The organism is Ruminococcus sp. HUN007, assembly GCF_000712055.1.
In the GTDB taxonomy this organism is placed as follows: Bacteria; Bacillota; Clostridia; order Oscillospirales; family Ruminococcaceae; genus HUN007.
The window spans coordinates 2,837,983-2,861,821 of record NZ_JOOA01000002.1 but is presented as its reverse complement, the minus strand read 5'-3'; the positions used below and the strand labels follow the sequence as shown (position 1 = coordinate 2,861,821).

The following is a 23,839-nucleotide window of genomic DNA, read 5'->3' as shown; positions in this document are numbered from 1 at the left end:
TGCGAAACACCGTCCGAAATTCTGATTTCACCGGTGCTTCATCTATTTGAATTACATTCCGTCAAAGTCGACGGTGTCTTCCGACCCCTTCGACATTTTGAACGAAAGGAATTCCTCAATTGACTGCTCACTCTCCTTGTTCACAAGATAGTTGTACTCGGCACGCTGCTTTTCTTCCAGCTTGTCAAGTCCGGAAACCTCCTGCGACATCTGAACAACGACCTTGCGCTGTTTTTCGATAGATGACTCCATAACGTTCATCTGGATCCTGAGCTGCGCCTGTTCGCGGCGCATCGAGGCTTTTTTCATCTCATATACCTGAATGTCCCTTACACCTATACCGACCTTCATCTGGTCCGAGGCTTCAAGGCACACATTTCTCATTTCACCGTTCAGGTCTTCGTATCTCTGTTCAAGAGCGTTGTACTCCGAATAGAGCGTCATGAGATATCCCTTTTCCCCTTCAAGTATCTGTTTTTTGTACTCGCGCATTTTCTGTAAAGTAAAATTAAACTTTTTCATATATACGCTTCCTTTTTGAATCAGAACCCCTGTGGCTCTGTTTTATGCCTTCGGCGCCGTATTATTTGGCTCCGGCAATTTCTATCATCTGTTCTATCGCTCCCTCAAGAGTGGATTTCTCATCCACGGACTGCTGAAGAAACTTATTTACAGAATCCATCTTTTTTATAGCTAAGTCAAGATCAGGATTGGTACCCGTCTTATAGGCACCTATAGATATAAGATCCTGATTTTCCTGATACAGTGACATTATCTTTCTGATGGTACCGGCTGCTTTCTTCTGCTCCGGAGTAGCAATGCTCGACATGAGTCGGCTTATACTTGCCAGAACGTCAATGGCCGGATAGTGGTTTTTCATGGCGATCTTTCTCGACAGCATTATATGTCCGTCGATAATTCCTCGCACAGTATCGGAAATAGGTTCGTTTGAGTCATCACCTTCAACAAGTACCGTAAAAATACCTGTTATAGACCCTGTCTCAAAATTTCCGCACCTTTCAAGCAGCTTCGGAAGCGAAGCGTAGATCGAAGGTGTATACCCTCTTGCAATAGGCGGTTCACCTACGCTGAGTCCTATTTCACGTTCCGCCATACAGAAACGGGTAAGGGAGTCCATCATAAGAAGAACGTCTTTTCCCTGATCCTTGAAGTACTCTGCAATGGCAGTTGCGGTCTGGGCACATTTTGAACGGAGCATTGCAGGCTGGTCTGAGGTAGCTACCACGAGAACACTTCGTTTGATACCTTCAGGACCGAGGTCCCTGTCTATAAACTCCTTAAGTTCACGTCCACGTTCGCCGATGAGGGCAACAACGTTTACGTCTGCCTTGATGTTACGGGCTATCATGCCCATGAGAGTGGACTTTCCGACACCGCTTCCGGCGAAAATACCCATTCTCTGTCCCTTGCCTATGGTTATCATACCGTCGATAGCCTTTACGCCGAACTCAAGCGGTTCAAAAATAGGCGGTCTGGTCATCGGGTTGGCAGGAGCCCCCTGAATGCCGTAATAGACATCAGATTTTATTTCCCCCTTGCCGTCGATAGGATTACCAAGCGCATCTATTGTTCTTCCGATAAGATCCTCACTCATTTTCACCTTGAGTTTCTCACCGGTGTTGATAACAAAACTTCCGTAGCCGATACCGTCTATATCACCGTACGGCATTAAAAGCACCTTGTTGTTTCTGAAACCTACGACTTCCGAAAGGATCTTTTTCCTTTCCTTCCCCTTGGTCGATATCGAGCACACATCGCCGATGTTGCAGGACATACCGGAAGCTTCAACAGTCATTCCGACTATCTGTTCGATCTTACCCAGAGTAGTGTAGAAGTTCGTGGATCTCATGCTGCGGCGCAGCTTAGAATGATCGAGTTTCTGATACATTTTCCTCACTGTCCTTGTAATGCTCAAAATATTCACGTATGTTCTGAAGCTGCTGAAGCACTGAAGCAACTATAACGCCTTCGGCCGTGCTTACAACACAGGTGCCTTCCGGAGCGTCACGTCTGACTTCCACTTCGATACGCTGGTTAGGCTTTGCATCGCTTATGACCTTTTCCAGTTCCGCAGCCACATTTCGCATTTTATCTGAGATTTCTACTTTTATCCAGTTAACTTCCCTCAGTGTCTTGACAGCACTTCTTGCAAGCGGGATAATGACTCTTTCGTCAACTTCAAGTTTCTGTGCAAGAACCTTTTCAGCCACTTCAAGAGCTGTAAGTCTGAGTTCATCTGCGTAATCATCAAAGTATTCTTCCTGATTGATCTTAAGTTCGGCAACTGACTGATTCAGTTCAAGCAGACAATTCTCGATCTCTTCCTGTTTTGTTCTGACGCCCTCGGCATATCCGTCTTCCATAGCGGAAGCCATAACGTTTTTAGCCTGTTCGGCAGCATCTTCAAGTATCTGAGCCGCCTCTGCACGTGCATTCTCGATTATCTGTGCTGCTTCCGACTGTGCCTGCTTTATTATAGCGTCACGCTCGATCTCAAGCTTTTCATATTCTGATTCATACGAGGCTTTTGCATCTTCAGACATTGCCTCGTCATCAGCAGAAGGATCGGTTTCCGTACCGGATTCCATTTCCCCGTCGGTAATATCTCCGGAAGCCGGCAGATCATCATCGCTGACGCCCAGAAGAGTTGACTCCGGAAGCTCACGCGGCTCGACTCTGACAACACAGTCAGGGATCATGACCGCTTCAGCGATTTTTACTACTTCCTCTGATCTGAATATTTTGCTCACTTAAGTCCCCATCCTTATCCTTTCATCATTGAACGTATAAGTGCTGCAGCGATCTCAGGATTCTTCTTTGCGAATTCCTTGACTTCGTTTGCAGTTGCATTTGAAGTTTCAGAATGTTCCTTGGCAGCCTGTTCAAGAGTTTTCTTGAAGTTTTCTGCCTCCTGTTCATTGGCTTTCTTCATACTTTCAAGCTGTGCAAGATTCTCGGCTTCAGCAAGTGCGATCTTCTTCTTTGCGCTCTTATTGACCGCAACAATAATGAACGTAATGATAAGAATAAGAAGAACTGCTGCTGCAAGCAGTGCCCACTTGAACCACGGGCTGTTGATAAGCTTCGCAAGCGGTGAATCAGGATCAACCACTCCCGGAACATCTTCAGGAACTGCGAGCGTATTTGCAAGTCTTGCAGACGCTGAGATCTTTTCAATATCAATATTTGTAGCGTTTCTTACCAGCTGAATGATGTTTTCCTGTTCAGCACCGGTAAGCTGGCCTGTTTCTGTAGTTACAACAACAGATATGCTTGCATCGGTAATAGCACCCTGTGCCTTTTCCTTCTGTGTGAGGATGTAACCGATAGCCCATTCTGTTTTTCTTTCGTATTCAGGTGTATCAGTTGACTTGAGATCATCCTCAAGGTTTCCGTAGTTAGGAATGTCGGTATTGTCTTCCTCGCCTACTATTCCGCCCGGATCGACCACGCCGTCAGCTTCGTATCTGATGTACTGGTCAGACTTTACACCTTCGTTTTCTTCATTTGTAAGGTATTCCTTTACTTCCTCGTTGACCTTGTCGTAGTCGATATCAACAAAGGCTACTGCGATAACTTCGCCTTCACCGTAGATAGGAGCAAGGATCCTTCTTGCGTTCTCCTCGTACTGGTTCTTGATCATGTTCAGATAATTCATTCTTGTCTCGTCATCGAACACATCACTTGAAGCTTCTTCAAGTCCGAGAAGTTCCACGCCTGTTGCGGCGTTAACGACTGAAACATCTTCCGGTTTTACCTGCTGCGCACTGTACGCAACAATATTCTTGATGGCACTTACCTGATCAGGAGTGAATCTGTCAGGATTATCGAGTGTCAGCATTACGCTGGCTGTTGCCTTGTCTGCGTCATCCTTCTTCCATACGTAGTTGGTCTTCTCCGGAAGACTGATAGTAACAATGGCACCCTTTACGCCGTCGATGCGCTTGAGTGTTGTCTGTATTCTGTCCTGAAGTTCAAAACGAAGTGTCTGCTTCTTTTCGAACTCACTCATAGTCATCTTGAGGTTATCAAAGAATGTTCCGTAGGACGGTGCTGACTGAGGGTATCCCTTTTCAGCAAGTCTGTAAACAAGGTCGTCCCACTCTTCCTTTCTGACTTCGATCTCACCCTTGGAATTGAGCTTCGTGTCAACTTCCATGTTCTTGAGTTCAAGGTAAACCTGTGAAGCTTCTTCAGTGGTCATGCCCGGAAAAAGAACGAGCCATTTCTTCGATTCGATGTTAAGAACAACCGCAAGTGCTATGGAACCGACAAGTATTACCGAAAGTCCGACTATGAGAAGTGTCCTTATTCGTTTCGACATTCCTCCCCAGACTGATTTTACTTTATCAAGTACCGGTTTCAATTTATCGTTCATTTATAAAATCATTCTCCAAACTAAAAATTCCTAAAAAACACTGTCAGATCTGCATCTGAATAATTTCCTTGTAGGCGTTAACTGCCCTTGTTGTTACCTGGACTGCTGTTTCGATGGCTACAGATGCCTTCGTCGCATCTATCATGGCGCCTTCGATATCTTCAGTGTTGCCCATTGATACGTCATAGGCACTGGCCAGTGACTTCTGTTCCAGATCCTTTACGTTCTGGATCTTTGAACGCAGCGTTTCGCCGAATGACATTCCCGTTTCGTCATTCCCGGCATTTGTTTTTCCGGAACCTATAGGCTGCAGCGGTTTCATCGCCTGCATGCCTGAAAGCGGAGTAATAAAGTCTTCTCTGATCATTTTTCATTCCCCTTAAAATCCATAAACTGTACTTATCCGGTTACGCCGGAAACTTAAGTTCCGGTACCTGTCAGACCTTAATTCTGTCTGATCAGCCCTTGCCTATTTCAAGAGCCTTTGATGCCATGGCCTTTACAACGCTGAGTGCTGCTACGTTTGCTTCGTACACTCTTGTTGCTTCCATAAGGTCAAGCTGTTCTTCCGTGTTGTTAACGTTAGGATAGTATATATATCCGTCTTCATCCGCATCAGGATGAGTCGGGTCATAAACCGGCTTGAAATCCTCTTGACTTTCAACAACCTGTGTCACCCTTACGCCGCCGCCCTTTACCTGTGAAAGTGTTTCGTCAAAACTCTGCGGACGGGTCTGGAATATTACCTGCTTTCTGCGGTAAGGATCTTCACCGTTTCTGCCGATAACAAGCTGGTTTGAAATGTTCTGTGTGATTATGTTTGTTCTGAAACGTTCAGCAGTAAGAGCCGAACCTACTATGTTCAAAGCATTCAGAAAAGCCATAAACTTACCCCCTTATTTGAAGCTTGCATTCTGAAGAACGTAACGATAGTCTGAAATTACTGCATTCATCTTCTGGATAGTTGCTGCCTGCTGGATGTACGCGCTGTAGAGTTCAAGATTTTCGTTCTCAATGTCAACGTTGTTTCCGTCGACAAGTACTTCAACGTTATCCTTTGTTTCGACCTTTGCCTCAAAATCATATTCTATACTGTCTTTTTTAGTATTGTGTTTCATCTGGTCTTCCAGCGTGTTCCCGAAGGAAAACGTTTTGACCTTGTAGTCCGGAGTGTCCAGATTTGCGATGTTCTGAGTATGTACCTGCTGCTTTAAAGACATAGCCTTTATGCCGCTTTCCATTGCCTTGAACTGAAATGAATCTAAAATCACAGTCTATCCCCCCAATAATAGTATTTTATTATTTTATTATACATTATACTAATCTGAATTTCAAGTAATGAATTTTAAAATAGACAAGATTTCATTACAAATTTACAGGTCCAATTACAGCATTTTATACAAAGGAACTTTATAATACGGGTACACAGACGAAAAAACGGTCTGCCGCAGATTTTTTCAGTAAAAAAAATATCCTCCAGGAAAACCTGAAGGATAATTCTTTTAATTGGTTTTATGTACTGTTTATCAATACTTGCGCTTACGAGCTGCTTCGGACTTCTTCTTACGCTTAACCGAAGGCTTTTCGTAGTGTTCTCTCTTACGAACTTCAGCTATAACGCCATCCTTAGCGCATGATCTCTTGAAGCGCTTGAGTGCTGTCTCTAAAGATTCGTTTTTACCAACACGAACTTCTGCCACTTTATTCCCTCCCTTTGCCACAAAGACAGAGGTTTATGCTAAAATCTGAAACCTTGCGGAATCAGATGTCAGTCATCTGTTTTTTATCTCCTCTGTTATAAGCTAAAACTGTGACCATGAGTGACACACTGTATATTCGCATGTCATTCAGACCGCAGTAATATAAGCTGTATGAATAACATAAATTTATTTTAGCACACCAGGCACGGTGTTGTCAAGTAGAAAATAATCTCCGGAGATATTTTGTTATTTTACAACAAAATTCACAAGTTTGTTTTGTACATATATCTGCTTAACAATGTTCTTTCCGCTTGTTGCTTCGGCAAATTTCTCATCCTTAAGTGCCATTTCAAACGCTGTATCCTTGTCTGTGCCGACCGGGATCATGATCTTTGAACGTACCTTGCCGTTGATCTGGAGAACAATTTCAACTGAGTCGTCAACGCAGAGTGCTTCGTCATATGTGATCCAGCTCTGTTCGCTGAGGATCTTTCCGAAAACGCTGCTGTACATTTCTTCAGCTATGTGAGGAGCAAAAGGATAGAGCATTGTGCACAGAGCACCGAATTCGCCCTTTGTTATGCTTCCTGCTGCGTATATGTCATTGATAAGTGACATCATTGCTGCTATGGCTGTGTTGAACTTCATAGCTTCGATGTCTTCGCTTACCTTCTTTATTGTCTTGTGGAATGCACTGCGGAGCTTTTCGCTGTATTCATCGCCGTCAGTGATCATATCCTGTAAAGCCCAGATCCTGTCTTCGAAACGTTTGCATCCCTTGATGCTTGACTCGCTCCACGGAGCAGCCTTTTCGTAGTCGCCCATGAAGAGGACGTAAAGTCTGAGAACATCTGCGCCGTATTCTGCAACAACGTCGTTAGGATCGATAACGTTTCCTCTTGACTTGGACATCTTTTCTCCGTCTGGTCCGAGAATAAGGCCCTGTGCAGTTCTCTTTGCATACGGTTCCGAAGTCGGAACAAGACCGAGGTCATAGAGGAACTTGTGCCAGAAACGGCTGTAGATCATATGACGTGTAACGTGTTCCATACCGCCGTTGTACCAGTCAACAGGCATCCAGTACTTAAGTGCCTCCTGTGACGCAAACTCGTTATCGTTCTTTGGATCGCAGTAACGGAGGAAGTACCATGATGAACCTGCCCACTGAGGCATTGTATCAGTTTCTCTTCTTGCGTCCTTACCGCACTTAGGACACTTGCACTTAACGAAGTCACTGATCTTTGCAAGCGGGCTTTCGCCGTCTGTACCTGGTTCGAAGTTTTCTACAGGAGGAAGTCTGAGCGGGAGTTCCTCATAATGAACAGGAACCATGCCGCAGTGTTCGCAGTGAACTATCGGGATAGGTTCACCCCAGTATCTCTGGCGGTTGAATGCCCAGTCCTTCATCTTGAACTGAACGCCCTTTTCGCCGCAGCCGAGCTTTTCAAGAATCTCTATTGCCTTTGCAACAGCATCCTTCTTGTTTGAAATGCCGTTGAGCTCGCCTGAGTTTACAAGTTCACCTTCGCCTGTGTAGGCTTCCTTGGTGATGTCGCCGCCCTTTATTACTTCGATTATATCGATGCCGAACTTCTTTGCGAAGTCGTAGTCACGTGTATCGTGAGCAGGAACTGCCATGATGGCACCTGTACCGTAGCCCATCATTACGTAGTCGGAAATGTAGATCGGGATCTCTTTCTTTGTTACTGGGTTCACAGCTGTAAGACCGTCGATCTTTACACCTGTCTTGTCCTTGACGAGCTGTGTTCTCTCGAATTCGCTCTTCTTTGCACATTCATCCTTATAGGCATCGAGTTCTGCAATGTTCTTAATGCTGTCGCGGTACTTCTGGATGATCGGATGTTCCGGAGCGATTACCATGAATGTTACACCGTAAAGGGTATCCGGACGTGTTGTGTAGATGCGGAGCTTCTCATCATTTTCCTTTATGTCAAAGTTTACAAACGCACCTGTTGACTTGCCGATCCAGTTTTCCTGCTGGAGTCTTACGTTCGGAAGGTAGTCAACTTCCTCGAGTCCCTTGAGGAGCTTGTCTGCATATTCTGTGATGCGGAGGTACCATACTTCCTTGGTCTTCTGGATAATGTCGCTGTGGCATACGTCACACTTGCCGCCCTGTGAGTCTTCGTTTGAAAGAACTACCTTACAGCTCGGGCAGTAGTTTACGTTTGTCTTGTCTCTGAAAACAAGGCCGTTTTCGAACATCTTGAGGAAGATCCACTGTGTCCACTTGTAGTATCCTTCCTCCGTCGTATCTATAACTCTTGACCAGTCAAATGAGAAACCTACGCTCTTGAGCTGACCTGTGAATTTTGCAATGTTTCTGTCTGTTACTATTCTCGGATGAACGTTATCCTTGATAGCTGTATTTTCTGTTGGAAGTCCGTAAGCGTCAAATCCGATAGGGAAAAGAACGTTGTAGCCCTCCATACGTCTCTTTCTGCTTACTACTTCAAGGCCTGAATATGCCTTGATATGGCCTACGTGCATTCCGTGGCCTGACGGATAAGGGAATTCAACAAGGCCGTAGAACTTTGGCTTTGAATAGTCGTCAGATGCCCTGAAAGTTCCTTTTTCTTCCCAGTATTTCTGCCATTTTGCTTCAACGGCAGCAAAATCATATTTACCCATAGAGTTAGCTCCTTACATAAATATTCCTTGGCATCACCGGCGAAGCAGGTGATGCCCTGACGGGAGGAGGGGCTCCGCCCCTGTCCCCCTCAAAACCGCAGTTCCGGTTTTACCGGAACTGCGGCTTAAACTTTACTTTAATAACTCTTCCACGTCGAGATGTTCTCCGTCAGCCCAGAGTCTTTCGAGCTGATAGAACTCTCTTGTTTCCTTGTAGAAAACATGAACGATAATATCTGAATAATCAAGCACGATCCAGTTTGAACCGTTGTGTCCTTCCTTTCCGGAAGGTTCGATGCCGGACTGTGAAAGCTGATACTCAACTTCATCGGCAAGCGTTCTTGTGTGAGTCGTACTTGTACCGTTTGCTATTACAAAGTAGTCGGAAAGCACTGTAAGATCTCTTATTCCGAGTACTTCTATATCTTCAGCCTTCTTTGAATCGAGGGCTTTAACTATCTTTTCAAGTTTTTCCTTTGTATCCATTCTATCTTTCCTTTCATTTCCGGAAGCACCGGATCATCAGTACGGGTCGTAAACCCTGTACCACACTGACCGGCAGTTCCTTTTTATTCTTCCCCGTCTCCGGCTCCGTCAAGGGTGTTTGCATCTTCCCTGAACGGAACAGACGGAACATTTCCGTTTTCAATGTCAGCGAAACTTGTGCTGTCATTATCGTAATATGTGGCTGTATGCTTTACTTCGGTTATGTTAAGCTGATCGGCTGTCATTTCTTCCTGATAAGGTCTGAAATACTCGTTGAGCATATCAGCTGTTTCCTGCTCATGGATCGAGTAGCCGTAGTAATTATTGATGTCTCCCGGACTTAAGTCTTCACCCGGCACCATTCTTACAGTTACATTTTCCATTGAAACAGTCTGGGCAAAATCGCACAGAATACCGATTTCGCTGATGTCGAGGTCAGACATGAGGTACTGCTTCAGTGTAGGATAAATACTCAGTACCTTCAGCGTGCCGAGATTCTTTACCTTCTGCATTCCGGCAGCCAGGAAGATCCTCTGAGCTCTGATTCTGGCAATGTCCCCTTCGAGATAATCGTGGCGGAAACGCACGAACCATTCAGACTGCTCACCGTTAAGCACCTGTTCACCTTTGTAGATGATCTTGTCTGCTTCGTAGATGATATCATACGGAACGTTTATCGGAATTCCTCCGATAGCATCGACTACCGGCGGAACGTCAGTGCATTTTATACCGATGTACGCATCTATCGGAATACCGAAAAGATCTTTCAGACAGTTAGCGACCTTTGCGACCGGAGTGCTTCCTTCGCATACACCGTCGGAATATACGCTGTTTATCTTTCCGTGTTCAGCCTTCGTGTATTCCGGACCAACGTAGCAGTCACGCGGTATCTGAAGAATATTTATCTTCGCTGCGTTAAGGTCAAACTGCGCGAGCATCATAATATCCGTGTTGAGTCCTTCCTCATCCATTCCGAGACACAGCACCGTGTACTGGCCTTCGATGTACTGGTAAAGGTCAAGGCCGTCAAACATCTGTTCCGGTTCCATCGGCTTAAGCATGTATGTGTTGCTGTCGGCATCCAGCTCGCCCGCCTGTTCTGATTTAAAAGGCTGGCTGTCAGACACAACAGACTTTATCATGCCTTTTCCGGCAACAAAAAGTACAGCAAGTGTAATAAGAAGCAGAAGAATATCTCTGAATATCCTGAACTTACTTTTCCTTACCATGTTCACTTTCCTTCCTGAGCACGTCGGCTCTCTCTCAGCGCATACTGATTGTAAGCTTCAAGCGTGTATTCAGGAATGAGACCTTTTTTCTCAGTAACAGATACTATCGAAAAGATCAGGGCTTCAAGCATCACCCTGTCCATGTCCTGATAAGCAAGCTTTCTGAATTTCTTGACCCCGTTGTAGGACCTGTCTGCCGAAATCAGGTCACCGATATACACGATCTCCTCAAAGCGGCTCATTCCCGCTCTGCCGATAGTATGAAAGCGTACGGCATTGATAATATCCTTATCTTCTATCATAAGCGAATCACGTACAAATGCTGCTCCTGCAACTGCGTGCCAGAGCGCCTTGGTCTCAAGCTCAGCCGCTGATACGCCGAGTCCGCTTTCCGCAGCCATTTTTTTCAGTTCATCTGCAGGAAGCTCCTTGCAGATATCGTGTACAAGACCTGCAAAATATGCTTTTTCACTGTCTTCACCGTACCATTCCGCAAGTTTACGGCATTCTGCGGCAACGTTGAGTGAATGATTGAATCTTTTTTCTGAAAGACGGTTTTTAAGAAAATCTGTAATATTTTCCACGTCGAACAAATATATCACCAGCCAGTTGTTTATACACTGCCTTAAGGCCCGCAGTTATGTGTATCAGCGGGTCTTAAGGAACAGTGATGATCATCATACGTATAATTTTTTCAGTCTAATATATTGTACTACTTTTTCAGGCAAATAGCAAGAATATTTTTGGCCGCGGCGTATCAGATCCCTTATCTGCGTTGATGAGACCGGAAAAGGATCAGCGTTTATTATCTTCACGCTGCCGAAAGCCGAAAGTTCATCCGCCTTTTTCTTTAAGTCATCCATGTCGTCATACTCTCTTGACACGACTGCCAGAGTCACTTTTTTAAGTATATCCTCAAAGCGGTACCACTTGTCAAAACTTAAAAGCATGTCGCTTCCGACCATCATGTAAAGGTCATCATCAGGATACATTTCCGCAAAATGCTCCGTCGTGTAAACGGAATAGCTTTTGCCGCCCTGTTTCAGTTCAAAGTCCGAGACCTCAAAGCCTTCATGGTCCTCAGCAGCAAGGCGGCACATGTTTAATCTGTCAGCGTTACTGCACAGATCATGCGCTTCCTTGTGCGGCGGGATATTTGCCGGAACAAGTATAAGGCGGTCAAGTCCGAGTTTACTGTAGGCTTCCTCCGCAAGATGGATGTGGCCGGAGTGTATCGGATTGAACGTTCCGCCGAAAAATCCTGTTCTGCCCATCAGATGTCTATTTCGATCACAGGTTCTTTCGGATTTCGCTTGAAGAGAACGAATCTGCTGCCGACTACCTGAACTACATCAGCGCCTGTCTTTTCTGCTATCTCGTCAGCAGCTTCCCTTGCTGTGTACGGACTGTTGTCGAGTACACGGAGCTTGATAAGTTCACGCACTCTGAGAGCGTCGTTTACCTGTGCTATGAGTGTATCCTGTATTCCGTTTTTACCTACCTGAAAAATTGTTTCGTAGGTACTTGCTATTCCTCTGAGTTTTGATCTCTGTTTGCTTGTAAGCATAATATCAGCCTTTCATTTAGCATTACGTTCATTTATCAGTGTTTCATTTTGCTCCGATAGCAGCTGCAAACTTTTTAAGTGCATCTGCCCTGTGGCTTACGGAGTTCTTTTCCTCTGCGGAAAGTTCGGCAAAAGATCTGTCACCGTACATAAATACAGGATCGTAGCCGAATCCGTTTTCGCCCTTAGGTTCTGTTCCGATGATACCTTCGGCTGTACCGCGGATAACAAGCTTTTCGCCCTTGTCGTCAATAAAGCAGAGCACGCAGACAAATCTTGCTGTACGCTTTTCTGTTTCAACGCCGCTTAATTCTGAAAGGAGCTTTGCACAGCGGTCAGCATCTGTAGCGTTCTCGCCTGCGTAGCGGTGTGAATATACGCCCGGAGCACCGTTTAAATAGTCTACTTCAAGTCCGCTGTCATCTGAAATAACTGCTGTCTTTGTAAGATCGTAAACTGCCTGCGCCTTAAGTGCGGCATTTTCCTCAAAAGTAGTGCCTGTTTCCTCAACGTCGATATTCACACCGGCCTCAGCCTGTGAAACAACTTCATAGCCGAGAGGTGAAAGTATCTTCTTTATTTCTTCAAGCTTGTGCTTATTGTTTGATGCAAGTATTACCTTCATCTGTTACTCCTTATTATTTCTTCTTTTTACCGAAAAGACGGCTGAAGAATCCCTTCTTCTTTTCCGGTTCCTCTGTCTCTTCTTCAGCTTCTGCAGTTTCTTCCGGTTCCGCAGCTTCTTCTGATTCTTCAGTTCCCTCTGGTTCTTCAGTTTCTGCAGTCTCTTCTGAATCTTCGGTTACTTCCGGTTCTTCAGATTCTTCTGAGACCTCAGAAGCTTCATTTTCATCTGAAACCGCTGTTTCTTCCGGTGCTTCTTCCGGTGCTTCTTCCGGTTCGGACACTGTCGTTTCTTTTATTTCTTCAGGTTCAGCATAAGATGATTCTTCTGAAGTTTCTGTATATGTATCATCGACATCTTCTGAATATTCAGCAGATGCTTCTTCGATATCCGCAGTTTCTTCATCCTCTTCAGACATATCATCATCCATATTTACTTCACCGTCGAGAACTTCGTCACCGAACAGTGCATTTACGAAATCACGGCTGTTGAAATCCTGAAGGTCATCGATCTTTTCACCGAGACCAACAAGCTTGACCGGAATGCCAAGTTCATTCTTTATTGAAATAACAATACCGCCCTTTGCAGTACCGTCGAGTTTTGTAAGAACTATACCTGTAATATCAGCGACCTCGCTGAAGAGTTTAGCCTGATTTACAGCATTTTGTCCTGTTGTTGCATCGAGTACCAGAAGGATCTCACGGGCACATCCTTCTGCCTGTCCTGCCACGATTCTGTTTATCTTTGCCAGCTCGTCCATGAGATTTTTCTTGTTGTGGAGTCGTCCTGCAGTATCAACGATGACAACGTCACAGTGTCTCGCCTTTGCAGCTGCGATAGCGTCATAAACAACCGCCGCAGCGTCAGAACCTTCAGCATGCTTTACTATGTCAACTCCCGCTCTTTCCGTCCATACCTGGAGCTGATCGATAGCAGCCGCTCTGAATGTATCAGCAGCAGCAACAAGCACCTTCTTACCCTCGCCCTTGAGCTTGTGGCAGAGTTTGCCGATAGTAGTGGTCTTTCCGGCACCGTTTACACCGATGACCATAATGACCGAAGGAGTTGTGGAAAGATCCAGCCCCTGGTCTTCACCCATCATGTCCGAAACTATTTCATGTATAAGACGCATGATCTCATTCGGATCAGTAATCCCCTGTTCCTTTATCATCTTTCTGAGTCTGTCACAGATCTCAAGCGAAGTGTCAACACCGACATCGCTCATGATAAGCGTTTCCTCCAGCTGTTCAAACAGATCTTCATCTATTTTGGTAAATGAATGAAGCAGTTTCGAAAGCTTAGACATCATCGCCTGTCTTGTTTTCAGAAGTCCTGCTTTTATTTTACTGAAAAGTCCCATAAAACCTCCTGGCAAATTTGAAATACATTTTTAATTGTATCATAAACACAACGCTTTTTCAAGTATCATAAATGCCAATAAAAAAGACATGCACGTATGATTTTACATGCATGTCTTTTCAAATCAGCACATTACTCTGATTGGTTCACAACAATCTCCAATCGATAAACATCATGACAAACCGTCAAGCGTTTCAATTACACACTCATAATTTCTGGTATCCTTGCTGTAGTTAATACCAACAACCAGTATCCTGTCACTGTAGCCTTTCAGCTTACCGTTATACCTCTTTTCTTTTATCTGATTCAGAGCGCTGTCAGCATTTTTGTCGTATTTCAGCTCGATTATCATCGCCGGCATGTTTCCGGAATCTGATCTTGGAATAAAAGCAATATCAGCAAAACCTTTACCTGACGGAAGTTCACGTACGACATTATAATATGCCGGTGCAGTAAAATAAGCCATGGTTATTGCGCAGCTGAGTGAGTTTTCATCATTGTATTTCAGTACTGAAGTATACGCCTCATGTGCCAGTGCTACAAGTTCAGCAACTTTTGAAGAATCACCATCTATGGTTGCCCATAAAAGATCCTCACATTTCTGTATCGAATCTGCTATCTTTGTCCAGTTTCCTGTAGCAAGAGCTGATTTAAAAGCAACAGCAACTTCATAGTTTGGAATATATGCTTTTTTTCTTTCACTGTCATATCCGAGATATCCAAGATGAATGAGCGCAGTCAGTGCATCATCTCTGGAATTAATAACAGAAAGATCGTTCTGAAACGTTTCTGTATCTACTGATACTCTGCCTCCGTTAAGCATTGTTATAACAGATTCCTTCAGCCCGTCAAAATTAAGGCTGATATATCTGTTTACCGAGGTGAATGCTGATGTATTTTTCCAGTATGATTTAAGCTTGTGTTTTTTCATCGCCAGGCATACCGAATCCGGATTATACATATGGAAGTTCTCGAAAACATAACCATTATACCATTCTTTCACAGAATCAAACGGCATATTGTAGCTCTGGCACAGTTTTCTTACTTCTTCCTCTGTAAATCCGAAATACGAAGCCGTTTCATCCGGATCAGTCATGGTATATTCGATAAAATTATTCAGCGCAGATTCATTTTCAATTTTTTTTATCGGTAAAATACCGGTGATATATCCGATTCCAAGAAACGCCTGCGATTCATTGCTCTTGAAAAGCGAATGAAGAAACTGAAGATATTCATGAACGATTTCCGGACTGTCTGAAAAATTTCTTACGATACAGTCCCACTCATCGATTACAATAACAAATTTTATCCCTGTACAGCCAGTGCTTTTCGTACTCTCATAAATCTGATAAAGCACTGATGATACTGTCTTACTGTAATCAACATCAGGATATTCCTTTTTCAGATCATCATAAAGATATCTTTTAAGTTCACTTACGATCGTCTCTTTATATTCATCTGCGAACGAAGATATATCAAAATGAATAACGTTATACCTGTTAAGGTGTTCTTTATAATCCGCAGATTCGGATATTTCAAGTCCGGCAAAAAGTTCTTCAGAATTGCACCCTCTGCTGTAATAAGCATCGATCATTCTTGCCGCCTGTGATTTTCCAAAACGTCTTGCATGACTTACTGCAATACAGTTCTTTTCCTCACGAAACAACCTGTTTGTCATATTCAGAAGACCCGTCTTATCAATGTAGATCTCACTTGAAACTATCTTCTTAAACTTTTCATTATCCGGATTCAAATAAAGTCCCATCACAGAGCTCCTTTCCTGAATGATTTTCACTTACTATTTCATTATACAATAAATCATGCTCAAAATCTATACTACAGCAAAAAATCAAATCTCACTTACAGTAGCTTTAAGAAATTATACGGGTTATTATTAAACACCTTAAGAGATAAAACATATATTCCCCAATGTGATTTTATTTCTTTACTTTAATTGCATACTAAAACATCAGATACTTCATATAAATATGGCATTCATATTTGCGCATTATGACGATTTTGCTTTTTTGCACGAAAACCATTGATTTTTTTTGATACAATGTAGTTGTAAACAACAATCCGGATTGTTGTTGAAAATTGATAAGTCTATTTATTGGGAGGAGTAAGAATGTTCAATTTTCATAATGAAATCGCTATGCAATTATCTCTTTATCTGCGAGAGGATATCGCTAAATCCGATAATAAAGAGTACACTGCTGATGAAATTGAAACAGGTAAGTTTGCCGAAGCAATGTTATATCTATTAAAAACATGTAGCATCAAAGACACTAAATTCGAAAACCAATGTATCTCAATACTCGATAAAGCATATAATGAGATTGGCGAAGATACAGCTTTGAGTCTTTATAATCGCTTTTTAACTATTTATCAGAATTCTGAAACAAAATTTGTCTCCCAATTGGACAGTAACAACATAATCACTACATGTCCAAATTGTGGTTGTGATATAACAGAAGCCAACAATGCACTAAATGGATTTTGTACTAACTGTACAAGAAGGGGTTTAATTAACTGATATTTTAAAATGTGGGGGTTTTACTATGAAAAAAAGACTAATCACACTTGCTATGTTCTTATCTATATCTTCAATTACTTTATTTACCGGATGCGGTGATGAAGATACAAATTCTTCATCCAATACCGAACAAGTAACACAGGCACCAGTGCAGACTGAACCACCAGTTACTGAAAAAACGAAACTGACGTATCCAGATGCACAGGAAGCTGCTTCAAACTATGTTACAGCAACTTTAGAAGCAATTGATGCTGTAAATATTGTAATTGGTACTGTAAAATATATAAATTTTGACGTAGCAGGACCTATAGGGAATGACGGCAACGATTATTTCAATATAAGAGTAATGGGACATTGTTCGGTACCAGACGATTATGGTCACCTTATTAATACCGACTTTAACATTCAGCTATTAGTAAATGACGAAACTGCTGAATGTCGAGTTTTAAACAGTGAATTTACGTAATAGAATGCCGTACGCACCTTCAAAACGGGCTGTCATAAGACAGCCCGTTTTTTTATAGTAAAGTCCGCCGTAAGGTGGACTTTACCTTTTCGTAAGCGTAATACCAAACGATTCGTATTTTTTCCTTCGTTCTTCAAGGCGATGAAAAGCTTCCTTTTTTTCATCTGAATGAACAGAATCTATTATTTTTTTGGATGACTGATCGATCCAGTTATCAGAATCCAGTTCATTCAATACATTTATTATATAATTCAATCCGTTGACATTCAGTTTATCTATCATAACATGAGCCTGCTGCTGTACTGTCATAAACATTGCCCCCTTGATTATTCGTAATTCATAACTTGAATTATTAACGATTTCTGTTTTCATTTTTATTATAACATCAGTAACAATCTGTGTCAACGAAAAACGCATCAGAAATACGGTCGCTGCCTACGGCAGCAATTACAGTAAACGAATAATTTTCGTTTACTATTAGCCGATATGCTTATGAGCAAACGTAGTTTGCGGATCTGCAAGGATATATATAAATAAACCGGGCTGTCGGAAGACAGTCCGGTTTTTCGATAGTATAGGCCGCCGCAGGCGGGTTATTCATTTTCATCCGGAATATCCACCTGATTCATCTTAAGCAGTTTGGACACGCCGTTCTGCTGCATTGTAACGCCGTAGAGGACGTTGGCAAGTTCCATTGTACCTCTTCTGTGGGTTACGAGGATGAACTGTGTTGTGCTTACGAAATTCTTAAGGTAGAAAGCGTACTTTCTTACGTTTACTTCATCAAGCGCTGCGTCGATCTCGTCGAGGATACAGAACGGTGCAGGTCTGATCTTAAGAATAGCAAAGTAGATAGCGATAGCAACGAAAGCCTGCTCACCACCGGAAAGCGAGATAAGGTTCTTAATGACCTTGCCCGGAGGGGCTACCTTGATCTCGATACCTGATTCAAGAATGTTGTCCGGATCGGTCAGTTCGAGGTCGGCCTTGCCGCCGCCGAACAGATCGACGAAGATCTCCTTGAAGTTTTTGTTGATAAGAGCAAAGTTCTCGGCAAATATCCTCTGCATGTCCGAGGTGAGTTCCTCGATGAGTTTTTCCAGCTCACGCTTGGAATTCTCGACATCCTTGAGCTGTGTCGAAAGGAATTCATATCGTTCCGATACTTCCTTGTATTCCTCAATAGCCGCAACGTTGATGCTGCCGAGAGCCTTTATGGAATTACGAACTTCGCCAAGTCTTTTCTGAGCCTGTCCGACATTTTCAAGCTTTTCCGCCTGATTTTCCGCCTCAGTACGTGTAAGTTCGTAATTTTCCCACAGACGCGTGATTATGCTGTCGTAATCCCTCTGTGTATTTACCTTTTTTTCTTCAAACCTCGACATCTCACGTGAAAGACGTTCCTTGTCCTCGCCGAGTTTCTTTATTCCTGCACGTTTTTCCGAAACAGCAGCTTCATATTTATCATGCTGCTCACCGGAAGCGGTTATACAGCTCCTGTAAACTTCAGTCTGTCCTGATGCCTTTTCAAGCAGTGCCCTGTTCTTTTCAATTTCAGCCCGCTTTTCAGCTATGGTCTTCTCATGACCGGCGATCTGACTTTCAAGCTCTTTTGCGCTCTGGTTCAGATTTCCTGCTTCTGCTTCACAGTGGCTTATCTCCAGCTTTATGGATTCGCAGTTTTTCTCTGCCTCCATGCACCTGATCTTCAGTTCATACAGATGATCGGAAAGCTGCTTCCTCTTTTCCGCCAGTCCTTCCTTCAGGCTCTGGTGTGAATCCGCCTCGCTCTGAGCTGCCTCAAGTTCAGAATTTATCTTTTCAAGTTCCTCAGATGCTGCCGAGAACTGCTCCTGCGCTTCCGCGATGTTCTTTTCAAGTCTGTGTCTGTTGTCAGTATAGTTCCTGTTCTGCTGCTCAGACTGCGCTAAGATCGATTCAAGACTCTTTATCTCTGATCGGAACGTCATTCTGTCTTCGTTTAATTTCTGCTTTGTGTCGTTTTCCGCTTCGATATCAAGACGAAGCTTTTCAGCTTCCGCTCTGACCTTCTGGGCGTCATCCCTTACCTGTGAGACCCTGCCTTCGAGTTCCTTTATTTTTCCGGCAAGTTCATTTATCTCATTCTTTCTCGAAAGAATACCGCCCGACTGAACAGCCGAACCGCCTGTAAACGAACCGCCTGCGTTGATCACCTGACCGTCAAGTGTTACTATGCGGAACCTGTACGAATACTTCTTCGCAATTACTGAAGCATAGTCAATATCCTCGGCAATGACCGTTCTTCCGAGAAGGTTGCTCATGATATTCTTAAAATCGGGATCAGTTTCTACGATTTCGTCGCCGAGCGCTACAAATCCGTCCTCGTTCCGTACGCCGTTTTCACGGAAATCATACGGCTTTACAGATGTGACCGGCAGAAATGTAGCACGGCCCTTTCGCAGTTCCTTGAGTAATGCGATACATCTCTTGGCCGTATCTTCATTCTTTACGATAATGTTCTGAAGAGCACCGCCGAGCGCTGTTTCTATCGCTGTGGTATATTCATCATCAACGGTTATGAGCTGTGACACCGTACCGTAAATACCGGAAATACGCTGGTTTTTCTGAGCCTTCAGTATTTCCTTTACGCTGTAGTTGAGACCCTCCATGCTGTTTTCCATGTCGCTTAAGAGTTTCTCACGCTGCTGTTTTTCCCTCAGTTCAAGAGTAAGATCATCAAACTGCTGTTTCCTTTCGTCAAACGCAGTCTTTTTCTTTTTGTACATCATCGAAAGTCCGGCAAGTCTGTTTTCACTTTCCTTCTCCCGCTCCTCGATGGTATCAAGGGTCTCCTTCGCTGTACGCAGATCTTCCTCATATCCTGCAAGAGTTTTTGCCAGTTCTTCGTTCTGTGCATCGAGTCCGGCAAGCTGACCGTCAAGTTCATCACGTCTTGATGAGGCTGATGCTATAGTGAACTTAAGGTCATTCTGTTTTCTGTACAGTGCATTAAGCTTCGATTCACGGTCCCCGGATTCCTTCTCCGCCCTGCCGGCTTCCTCCTCGATCTCCTTAAAGCTCTTTTCAGCAGAACGAAGTTCATCTTCCGTATCGCGCACCTTCTGCTCGCCTTCGGAAAGTTTGTTTTTAAGAGCAGCCATCTTTTCGGCAACTGCCTTTTTGGCGTTCTCTTCGTTTTCCTGCCTGCTTCTTACAGAAGCGATCATCTCCTCACTGTGACGTATATCATTTTCGCACACAGCAATGCCGGAACGGTAATCTGACGATTCACGCTCCACATCAAGTATGAGCTGCTTGTACTCATCTATTTTCAGCGTGATCTCACGCATCTTGTCATACGCTTCTTTGATGCTCTGCTCTTCACGTTCTTCCTGACTGACGATGTTTTCATACTGGGCAGTATAGATAAGTGAATTCTCCTCTATTTTCTTCAGTGCTTCGCCAAGTTCTTCAAGGTCGTGTATCCAGAGTGAAAGTTCAAGCTTCTTTCTTTCATCAGCGAGAACAAGAAATTTCTCAGCCTTTTCCGACTGCTTTTTCAAAGGTCCCACACGGTCCTCGAGTTCGGACAGAATATCCGTGAGTCTGTTAAGGTTATCCTGTGCCTGTGTGAGCCTGCGTTCAGCCTCTGCCTTTTTGTAGCGGAATTTTGATATGCCGGCTGCCTCTTCAAAAATATCACGGCGTTCCGTGCTTCTGGCACCAACGATCTCGGCTATTCGTCCCTGTCCGATTATAGAATAACCGTCACGGCCAAGTCCCGTATCCATGAAAAGCTCGTTTATGTCCTTGAGTCTGACTGCTTTTCCGTTTATTCTGTATTCGCTGTCACCGTTACGGTAGATCTTTCGTGTAACGGCAACTTCACTGTCATCATGATTGAGCTCGCCTGTGCTGTTGTCTATCGTAAGAGTAACAGAGGCAAAGCCTGCCGGTTTTCTTGCTGTAGTACCGGAAAAAATAACATCTTCCATCTTGTTTCCGCGGAGCGTTTTTGTGGACTGTTCGCCCAGTACCCATCTTACCGCGTCACCAATATTACTTTTTCCGCTGCCGTTAGGCCCTACTACACCTGTAAGTCCCTTGTCAAATGAAAGTACAACTTTATCCGGAAAGGACTTGAAGCCGTGGAGTTCAAGTGATTTTAAATACATTTATTTCTTCCCTCTGGTCCGAAGGAACGATCTTTATTCTGATCCCCTTCTGACTGAAATAATCAATGTTTGATCGTTTCTGTCCGGTCACCTTGCTTACGAGCTCAGGTCTGACCTCGATCCTGTACTCCCCTTCTCCGCAAAGCATTCCGTCAAGAATGTTTCTGTATTTTCTGCTTTCACACAGTTCCCTGAAGGCGGGATGATAATAGCCGCCCGCCATTTCACATTCAACCGTTTCAGATGCGTGAAGCCCGCATTTTATTATCCTTATGCCTGCAGCCTCAAAACGTTCCATGTATCCGCAGACATATCCCACCATCTCGTCAAGGCTGTACGTTCTGTACTCGCCGGACTTAAAAAGTTCAGAAAGCTTTGTTCCTTCGAGTATGACAGTCGGGTATATTCTTACAGTATCCGGCTTTAATGCGATGATCCTGCGGACCGTCATGCCGTCCTTTTCAGGAGATGAACCGTAGAGTCCGGTCATCATCTGGTGCCCCAGTTCAAAACCGTATTTTCTGATAAGCTCCGATGCCTTAACGACATCATCTGCACTGTGTCCGCGCTCATTGAGCTTCAGAACTTCATCGTCCATACTCTGACATCCGAGCTCGATGGCTGTAACACCGTAGTGTTTTAAGCTTTCCAGTATGTTTTCATCAATACAGTCCGGCCTTGTTGAAACACGTATACCGCCGAAACCGTCTTCCCCTAAAAAACTCCTGAACACTTTCAAGAAGTTCATTGCGGTAGTCTTCCGGAACGGCAGTGAAACTTCCGCCGAAAAAAGCTATCTCGCAGTTTTTCCTGTCCTTAATATATGAAAGCGCTTCAAGACAGGTCCTGCGCACCTCATCACCCGTCGGCGGCTTCACCGCACCGCTTATGGTGTGCTGATTGCAGAAACTGCACATGTGCGGACAGCCGGTATGCGGAATGAAAACTGAAATATTACTGTGCTTCATTGTAACCCATCAGTTTCAGTGCTTCCTTTGCAGCCATCTGTTCCGCTTCCTTCTTGCTGCGTCCGACACCGACACCGATCACGTTGGAATTAAGGCATACATTTACTGTAAAGGCCTTGTTGTGATCCGGACCTGTCTGGTCAGCTATAACGTACTCGACCTTTTCCTCCGGATTCTGCTGTATAACTTCCTGAAGAATAGTTTTGTAGTCGCTGAAAGCCGCATTCTTCTGTGCTTCAATGTCTTCCGGAATGAATCTGAGAATATGTGTTCTCGCTGCTTCCAGACCACCGTCAAGGAATATCGCAGCGATCAGGGCTTCGAAAGCATCTGCAAGTATCGACGCTCTTTCACGTCCGCCTGTGTTTTCCTCACCCTTGCCGAGAAGAAGATATTTTCCCAGATTGATCTTCTGTGCAAAAATATGAAGAGATTTTTCACATACAAGCGACGCCCTTATCTTCGTAAGCTCGCCTTCCGGAAGATGCGAAAAATGCTCAAAAAGATACTGTGACACAACGATGGAAAGAACACTGTCGCCCAGGAACTCAAGACGTTCGTTGCTGCGGCGGTTTCTTCTGCATTCGTTTGCGTATGATGAATGTGAAAGCGCTTCATGCAGAAGCTTTTTATCCTTAAAAGTGTATTTTATACTTTCCTCAAGCTCGGTCAAATCATTCAGCTCCCTTCTGCATTTCAAGATATGATGATATACGTTCCGATACTCCTGTTTCCACGCACTCCTTAGCCTGACGGATGGCATTGTAGAAAGCCTTGCCGTCCGAGCTTCCGTGTGCTTTTATAACGGTGCCCTGAATACCCATGAGTACTGCACCGCCGACTTCGGAATAATCCATTTTCTTTTTGAATTCATTTACCTGATCCATAAGAAGGCCTGCAGCGATCTTTGTCTTCAGATTCTTCGTGAGCATATTCTTAAGTGTTTTGCCGAAGTAAAGTCCCATGCCCTCGTAAAGCTTCAGAGCAATGTTGCCCGTATAACCGTCAGCAACGAGTACATCGCACTTCGAGAACGGCATGTCACGGGCTTCAATGTTACCCACAAAGTTTACAGGTGACTTTTCGAGAAGCCTGTAGGTCTCGATCTCCAGTTCACGTCCCTTTGTCTCCTCGGCACCGATGTTCAGAAGTCCCACTCTCGGCTCCTTTATGCCCATTACCTTTTCCATGTAGGCCGAGCCCATAAGTCCGAACTGAACAAGCGCTTCCGGACGGCATTCCGTATTTGCACCGCCGTCAAGAAGCATGAAGTATCCGTCCTTTGCAGGCATAATAGGAGCAAGAGCTGCACGCTTAACGCCTTTAAGTCTCTTTGCAATGAATGTAGCCCCTACAACGAGCGCACCGGTGCTTCCGGCACTTACAAACGCATCGCCCTTTCCGTCGTGAAGAAGTCCGAGTCCGACTGCCATCGAGCTCGTCTTTCCGCTCTTGATTATCTCAGTAGGCTCCTCGTGTATGTCGAAAACTGTATCAGCGTGGACAACGTCAATACCGTCAAGTACAAGATTATGCTTTTCAGCTGCTTCGTTTATGAGCTTTTCATCACCGACAAGCGTTACCTTCACTCCGAGATTCTGAACCGCAAGGATACTTCCTTCAATAACCGCATCAGGGGCATTGTCACCGCCGAATGCATCTACTATTACATTTATCATATTAAAAAATCAAACT

The 23,839-nt window shown here is 44.2% G+C and carries 24 protein-coding genes and 1 pseudogene; 2 read left to right on the top strand and 23 right to left on the bottom strand.

Translation table 11 applies throughout. The features are described 5' to 3' along the window. Nucleotides 1-51 precede the first annotated feature (51 nt). From CC97_RS16500 to CC97_RS16420, 17 genes and pseudogenes are all read right to left on the bottom strand, one after another. Nucleotides 52-522: a flagellar FliJ family protein gene (locus tag CC97_RS16500; protein ID WP_044976347.1), complete on the bottom strand. Its 471-nt coding sequence runs from the start codon at nt 520-522 to the stop codon at nt 52-54. Between the two features lie 61 nt (nt 523-583). Beyond that, complete coding sequence (gene fliI, locus CC97_RS16495; RefSeq protein WP_044976345.1) at nt 584-1,909, bottom strand: flagellar protein export ATPase FliI; 1,326 nt, start codon at nt 1,907-1,909, stop codon at nt 584-586. Next, a complete protein-coding gene (locus CC97_RS16490) occupies nt 1,884-2,771 on the bottom strand; it encodes a FliH/SctL family protein (protein WP_044976343.1) in 888 nt (295 codons plus the stop codon). Before CC97_RS16490 ends, fliI begins: the two co-directional genes overlap by 26 nt. A gap of 14 nt (nt 2,772-2,785) precedes the next feature. Further along, entirely contained in the window at nt 2,786-4,399 is a 1,614-nt protein-coding gene (locus CC97_RS16485) for a flagellar M-ring protein FliF C-terminal domain-containing protein (RefSeq protein ID WP_044976341.1), read from the bottom strand. 43 nt (nt 4,400-4,442) lie between these two features. Next, nucleotides 4,443-4,766 (bottom strand): flagellar hook-basal body complex protein FliE, encoded by a 324-nt coding sequence (gene fliE, locus CC97_RS16480; protein ID WP_044976339.1) that lies wholly within the window; start codon nt 4,764-4,766, stop codon nt 4,443-4,445. Between the two features lie 91 nt (nt 4,767-4,857). Next, nucleotides 4,858-5,283 (bottom strand): flagellar basal body rod protein FlgC, encoded by a 426-nt coding sequence (gene flgC / locus CC97_RS16475; protein ID WP_044976337.1) that lies wholly within the window; start codon nt 5,281-5,283, stop codon nt 4,858-4,860. Between the two features lie 12 nt (nt 5,284-5,295). After that, the gene (flgB, locus tag CC97_RS16470; protein ID WP_049962985.1) at nt 5,296-5,670 is read right to left on the bottom strand and encodes a flagellar basal body rod protein FlgB; all 375 of its coding nucleotides are present in this window, start codon (nt 5,668-5,670) and stop codon (nt 5,296-5,298) included. A gap of 255 nt (nt 5,671-5,925) precedes the next feature. Further along, a complete protein-coding gene (gene rpsU / locus CC97_RS16465; protein WP_044976335.1) occupies nt 5,926-6,099 on the bottom strand; it encodes a 30S ribosomal protein S21 in 174 nt (57 codons plus the stop codon). Nucleotides 6,100-6,345: 246 nt separating this feature from the next. Then, nucleotides 6,346-8,751: a leucine--tRNA ligase gene (leuS, locus tag CC97_RS16460; RefSeq protein ID WP_044976333.1), complete on the bottom strand. Its 2,406-nt coding sequence runs from the start codon at nt 8,749-8,751 to the stop codon at nt 6,346-6,348. A 132-nt stretch (nt 8,752-8,883) separates the two neighbouring features. After that, a complete protein-coding gene (rsfS, locus tag CC97_RS16455; RefSeq protein WP_044976331.1) occupies nt 8,884-9,237 on the bottom strand; it encodes a ribosome silencing factor in 354 nt (117 codons plus the stop codon). An 83-nt stretch (nt 9,238-9,320) separates the two neighbouring features. After that, entirely contained in the window at nt 9,321-10,466 is a 1,146-nt protein-coding gene (locus tag CC97_RS16450) for an LCP family protein (RefSeq protein WP_049962984.1), read from the bottom strand. 2 nt (nt 10,467-10,468) lie between these two features. Beyond that, nucleotides 10,469-11,050: a bis(5'-nucleosyl)-tetraphosphatase (symmetrical) YqeK gene (gene yqeK / locus CC97_RS21145; RefSeq protein WP_242848226.1), complete on the bottom strand. Its 582-nt coding sequence runs from the start codon at nt 11,048-11,050 to the stop codon at nt 10,469-10,471. A 93-nt stretch (nt 11,051-11,143) separates the two neighbouring features. After that, nucleotides 11,144-11,740: a nicotinate (nicotinamide) nucleotide adenylyltransferase gene (gene nadD / locus CC97_RS21140; protein ID WP_044976327.1), complete on the bottom strand. Its 597-nt coding sequence runs from the start codon at nt 11,738-11,740 to the stop codon at nt 11,144-11,146. Next, the gene (locus tag CC97_RS16435; RefSeq protein WP_044976325.1) at nt 11,740-12,033 is read right to left on the bottom strand and encodes a YhbY family RNA-binding protein; all 294 of its coding nucleotides are present in this window, start codon (nt 12,031-12,033) and stop codon (nt 11,740-11,742) included. Before CC97_RS16435 ends, nadD begins: the two co-directional genes overlap by 1 nt. Nucleotides 12,034-12,076: 43 nt before the next feature. Then, nucleotides 12,077-12,658, bottom strand: coding sequence for an XTP/dITP diphosphatase (locus CC97_RS16430; protein ID WP_044976323.1), 582 nt, complete (start codon nt 12,656-12,658; stop codon nt 12,077-12,079). Nucleotides 12,659-13,118: 460 nt separating this feature from the next. After that, a pseudogene (ftsY, locus tag CC97_RS16425) lies at nt 13,119-14,018 on the bottom strand (signal recognition particle-docking protein FtsY); the annotation flags it as partial. Between the two features lie 171 nt (nt 14,019-14,189). After that, nucleotides 14,190-15,782 carry an AAA family ATPase gene (locus tag CC97_RS16420; RefSeq protein ID WP_044976321.1) on the bottom strand — a complete coding sequence of 531 codons (1,593 nt, stop codon included), beginning with the start codon at nt 15,780-15,782 and terminating at the stop codon, nt 14,190-14,192. A 363-nt stretch (nt 15,783-16,145) separates the two neighbouring features. Between CC97_RS16420 and CC97_RS16415 the strand changes: the two genes are divergently transcribed. Both CC97_RS16415 and CC97_RS16410 read left to right on the top strand, forming a co-directional pair. Next, entirely contained in the window at nt 16,146-16,553 is a 408-nt protein-coding gene (locus CC97_RS16415) for a hypothetical protein (protein ID WP_044976319.1), read from the top strand. Nucleotides 16,554-16,578: 25 nt separating this feature from the next. Continuing rightward, on the top strand, nt 16,579-17,019 hold the full coding sequence (locus CC97_RS16410; RefSeq protein ID WP_044976317.1) for a hypothetical protein: 441 nt from the start codon (nt 16,579-16,581) through the stop codon (nt 17,017-17,019). 81 nt (nt 17,020-17,100) lie between these two features. On the opposite strand, the gene CC97_RS16405 is transcribed toward CC97_RS16410, so the two are convergent. The 6 genes from CC97_RS16405 to plsX form a co-directional block, all read right to left on the bottom strand. After that, entirely contained in the window at nt 17,101-17,328 is a 228-nt protein-coding gene (locus tag CC97_RS16405) for a hypothetical protein (protein ID WP_044976315.1), read from the bottom strand. 284 nt (nt 17,329-17,612) lie between these two features. Further along, entirely contained in the window at nt 17,613-21,176 is a 3,564-nt protein-coding gene (smc, locus tag CC97_RS16400) for a chromosome segregation protein SMC (RefSeq protein ID WP_044976313.1), read from the bottom strand. After that, entirely contained in the window at nt 21,157-21,924 is a 768-nt protein-coding gene (locus tag CC97_RS16395) for a radical SAM protein (protein WP_242848190.1), read from the bottom strand. The genes smc and CC97_RS16395 overlap by 20 nt, the downstream gene beginning before the upstream one ends. Then, complete coding sequence (locus CC97_RS21135; protein WP_242848189.1) at nt 21,839-22,144, bottom strand: hypothetical protein; 306 nt, start codon at nt 22,142-22,144, stop codon at nt 21,839-21,841. Before CC97_RS21135 ends, CC97_RS16395 begins: the two co-directional genes overlap by 86 nt. Then, entirely contained in the window at nt 22,131-22,817 is a 687-nt protein-coding gene (gene rnc / locus CC97_RS16390) for a ribonuclease III (RefSeq protein ID WP_044976311.1), read from the bottom strand. Before rnc ends, CC97_RS21135 begins: the two co-directional genes overlap by 14 nt. A 1-nt stretch (nt 22,818) precedes the next feature. Next, nucleotides 22,819-23,823: a phosphate acyltransferase PlsX gene (gene plsX, locus CC97_RS16385; RefSeq protein ID WP_347493779.1), complete on the bottom strand. Its 1,005-nt coding sequence runs from the start codon at nt 23,821-23,823 to the stop codon at nt 22,819-22,821. Nucleotides 23,824-23,839 lie beyond the last annotated feature (16 nt).

Bases quoted from the DNA above. Each gene is read 5' to 3' on its own strand.
- CC97_RS16500 (WP_044976347.1), bottom strand. From the start codon at position 522: ATGAAAAAGTTTAATTTTACTTTACAGAAAATGCGCGAGTACAAAAAA.
- fliI (WP_044976345.1), bottom strand. From the start codon at position 1,909: ATGTATCAGAAACTCGATCATTCTAAGCTGCGCCGCAGCATGAGATCC.
- CC97_RS16485 (WP_044976341.1), bottom strand. From the start codon at position 4,399: ATGAACGATAAATTGAAACCGGTACTTGATAAAGTAAAATCAGTCTGG.
- fliE (WP_044976339.1), bottom strand. From the start codon at position 4,766: ATGATCAGAGAAGACTTTATTACTCCGCTTTCAGGCATGCAGGCGATG.
- flgC (WP_044976337.1), bottom strand. From the start codon at position 5,283: ATGGCTTTTCTGAATGCTTTGAACATAGTAGGTTCGGCTCTTACTGCT.
- leuS (WP_044976333.1), bottom strand. From the start codon at position 8,751: ATGGGTAAATATGATTTTGCTGCCGTTGAAGCAAAATGGCAGAAATAC.
- rsfS (WP_044976331.1), bottom strand. From the start codon at position 9,237: ATGGATACAAAGGAAAAACTTGAAAAGATAGTTAAAGCCCTCGATTCA.
- CC97_RS16450 (WP_049962984.1), bottom strand. From the start codon at position 10,466: ATGGTAAGGAAAAGTAAGTTCAGGATATTCAGAGATATTCTTCTGCTT.
- nadD (WP_044976327.1), bottom strand. From the start codon at position 11,740: ATGGGCAGAACAGGATTTTTCGGCGGAACGTTCAATCCGATACACTCC.
- CC97_RS16435 (WP_044976325.1), bottom strand. From the start codon at position 12,033: ATGCTTACAAGCAAACAGAGATCAAAACTCAGAGGAATAGCAAGTACC.
- CC97_RS16430 (WP_044976323.1), bottom strand. From the start codon at position 12,658: ATGAAGGTAATACTTGCATCAAACAATAAGCACAAGCTTGAAGAAATA.
- CC97_RS16420 (WP_044976321.1), bottom strand. From the start codon at position 15,782: ATGGGACTTTATTTGAATCCGGATAATGAAAAGTTTAAGAAGATAGTT.
- CC97_RS16415 (WP_044976319.1), top strand. From the start codon at position 16,146: ATGTTCAATTTTCATAATGAAATCGCTATGCAATTATCTCTTTATCTG.
- CC97_RS16410 (WP_044976317.1), top strand. From the start codon at position 16,579: ATGAAAAAAAGACTAATCACACTTGCTATGTTCTTATCTATATCTTCA.
- CC97_RS16405 (WP_044976315.1), bottom strand. From the start codon at position 17,328: ATGACAGTACAGCAGCAGGCTCATGTTATGATAGATAAACTGAATGTC.
- smc (WP_044976313.1), bottom strand. From the start codon at position 21,176: ATGTATTTAAAATCACTTGAACTCCACGGCTTCAAGTCCTTTCCGGAT.
- CC97_RS16395 (WP_242848190.1), bottom strand. From the start codon at position 21,924: ATGAACTTCTTGAAAGTGTTCAGGAGTTTTTTAGGGGAAGACGGTTTC.
- CC97_RS21135 (WP_242848189.1), bottom strand. From the start codon at position 22,144: ATGAAGCACAGTAATATTTCAGTTTTCATTCCGCATACCGGCTGTCCG.
- plsX (WP_347493779.1), bottom strand. From the start codon at position 23,823: ATGATAAATGTAATAGTAGATGCATTCGGCGGTGACAATGCCCCTGAT.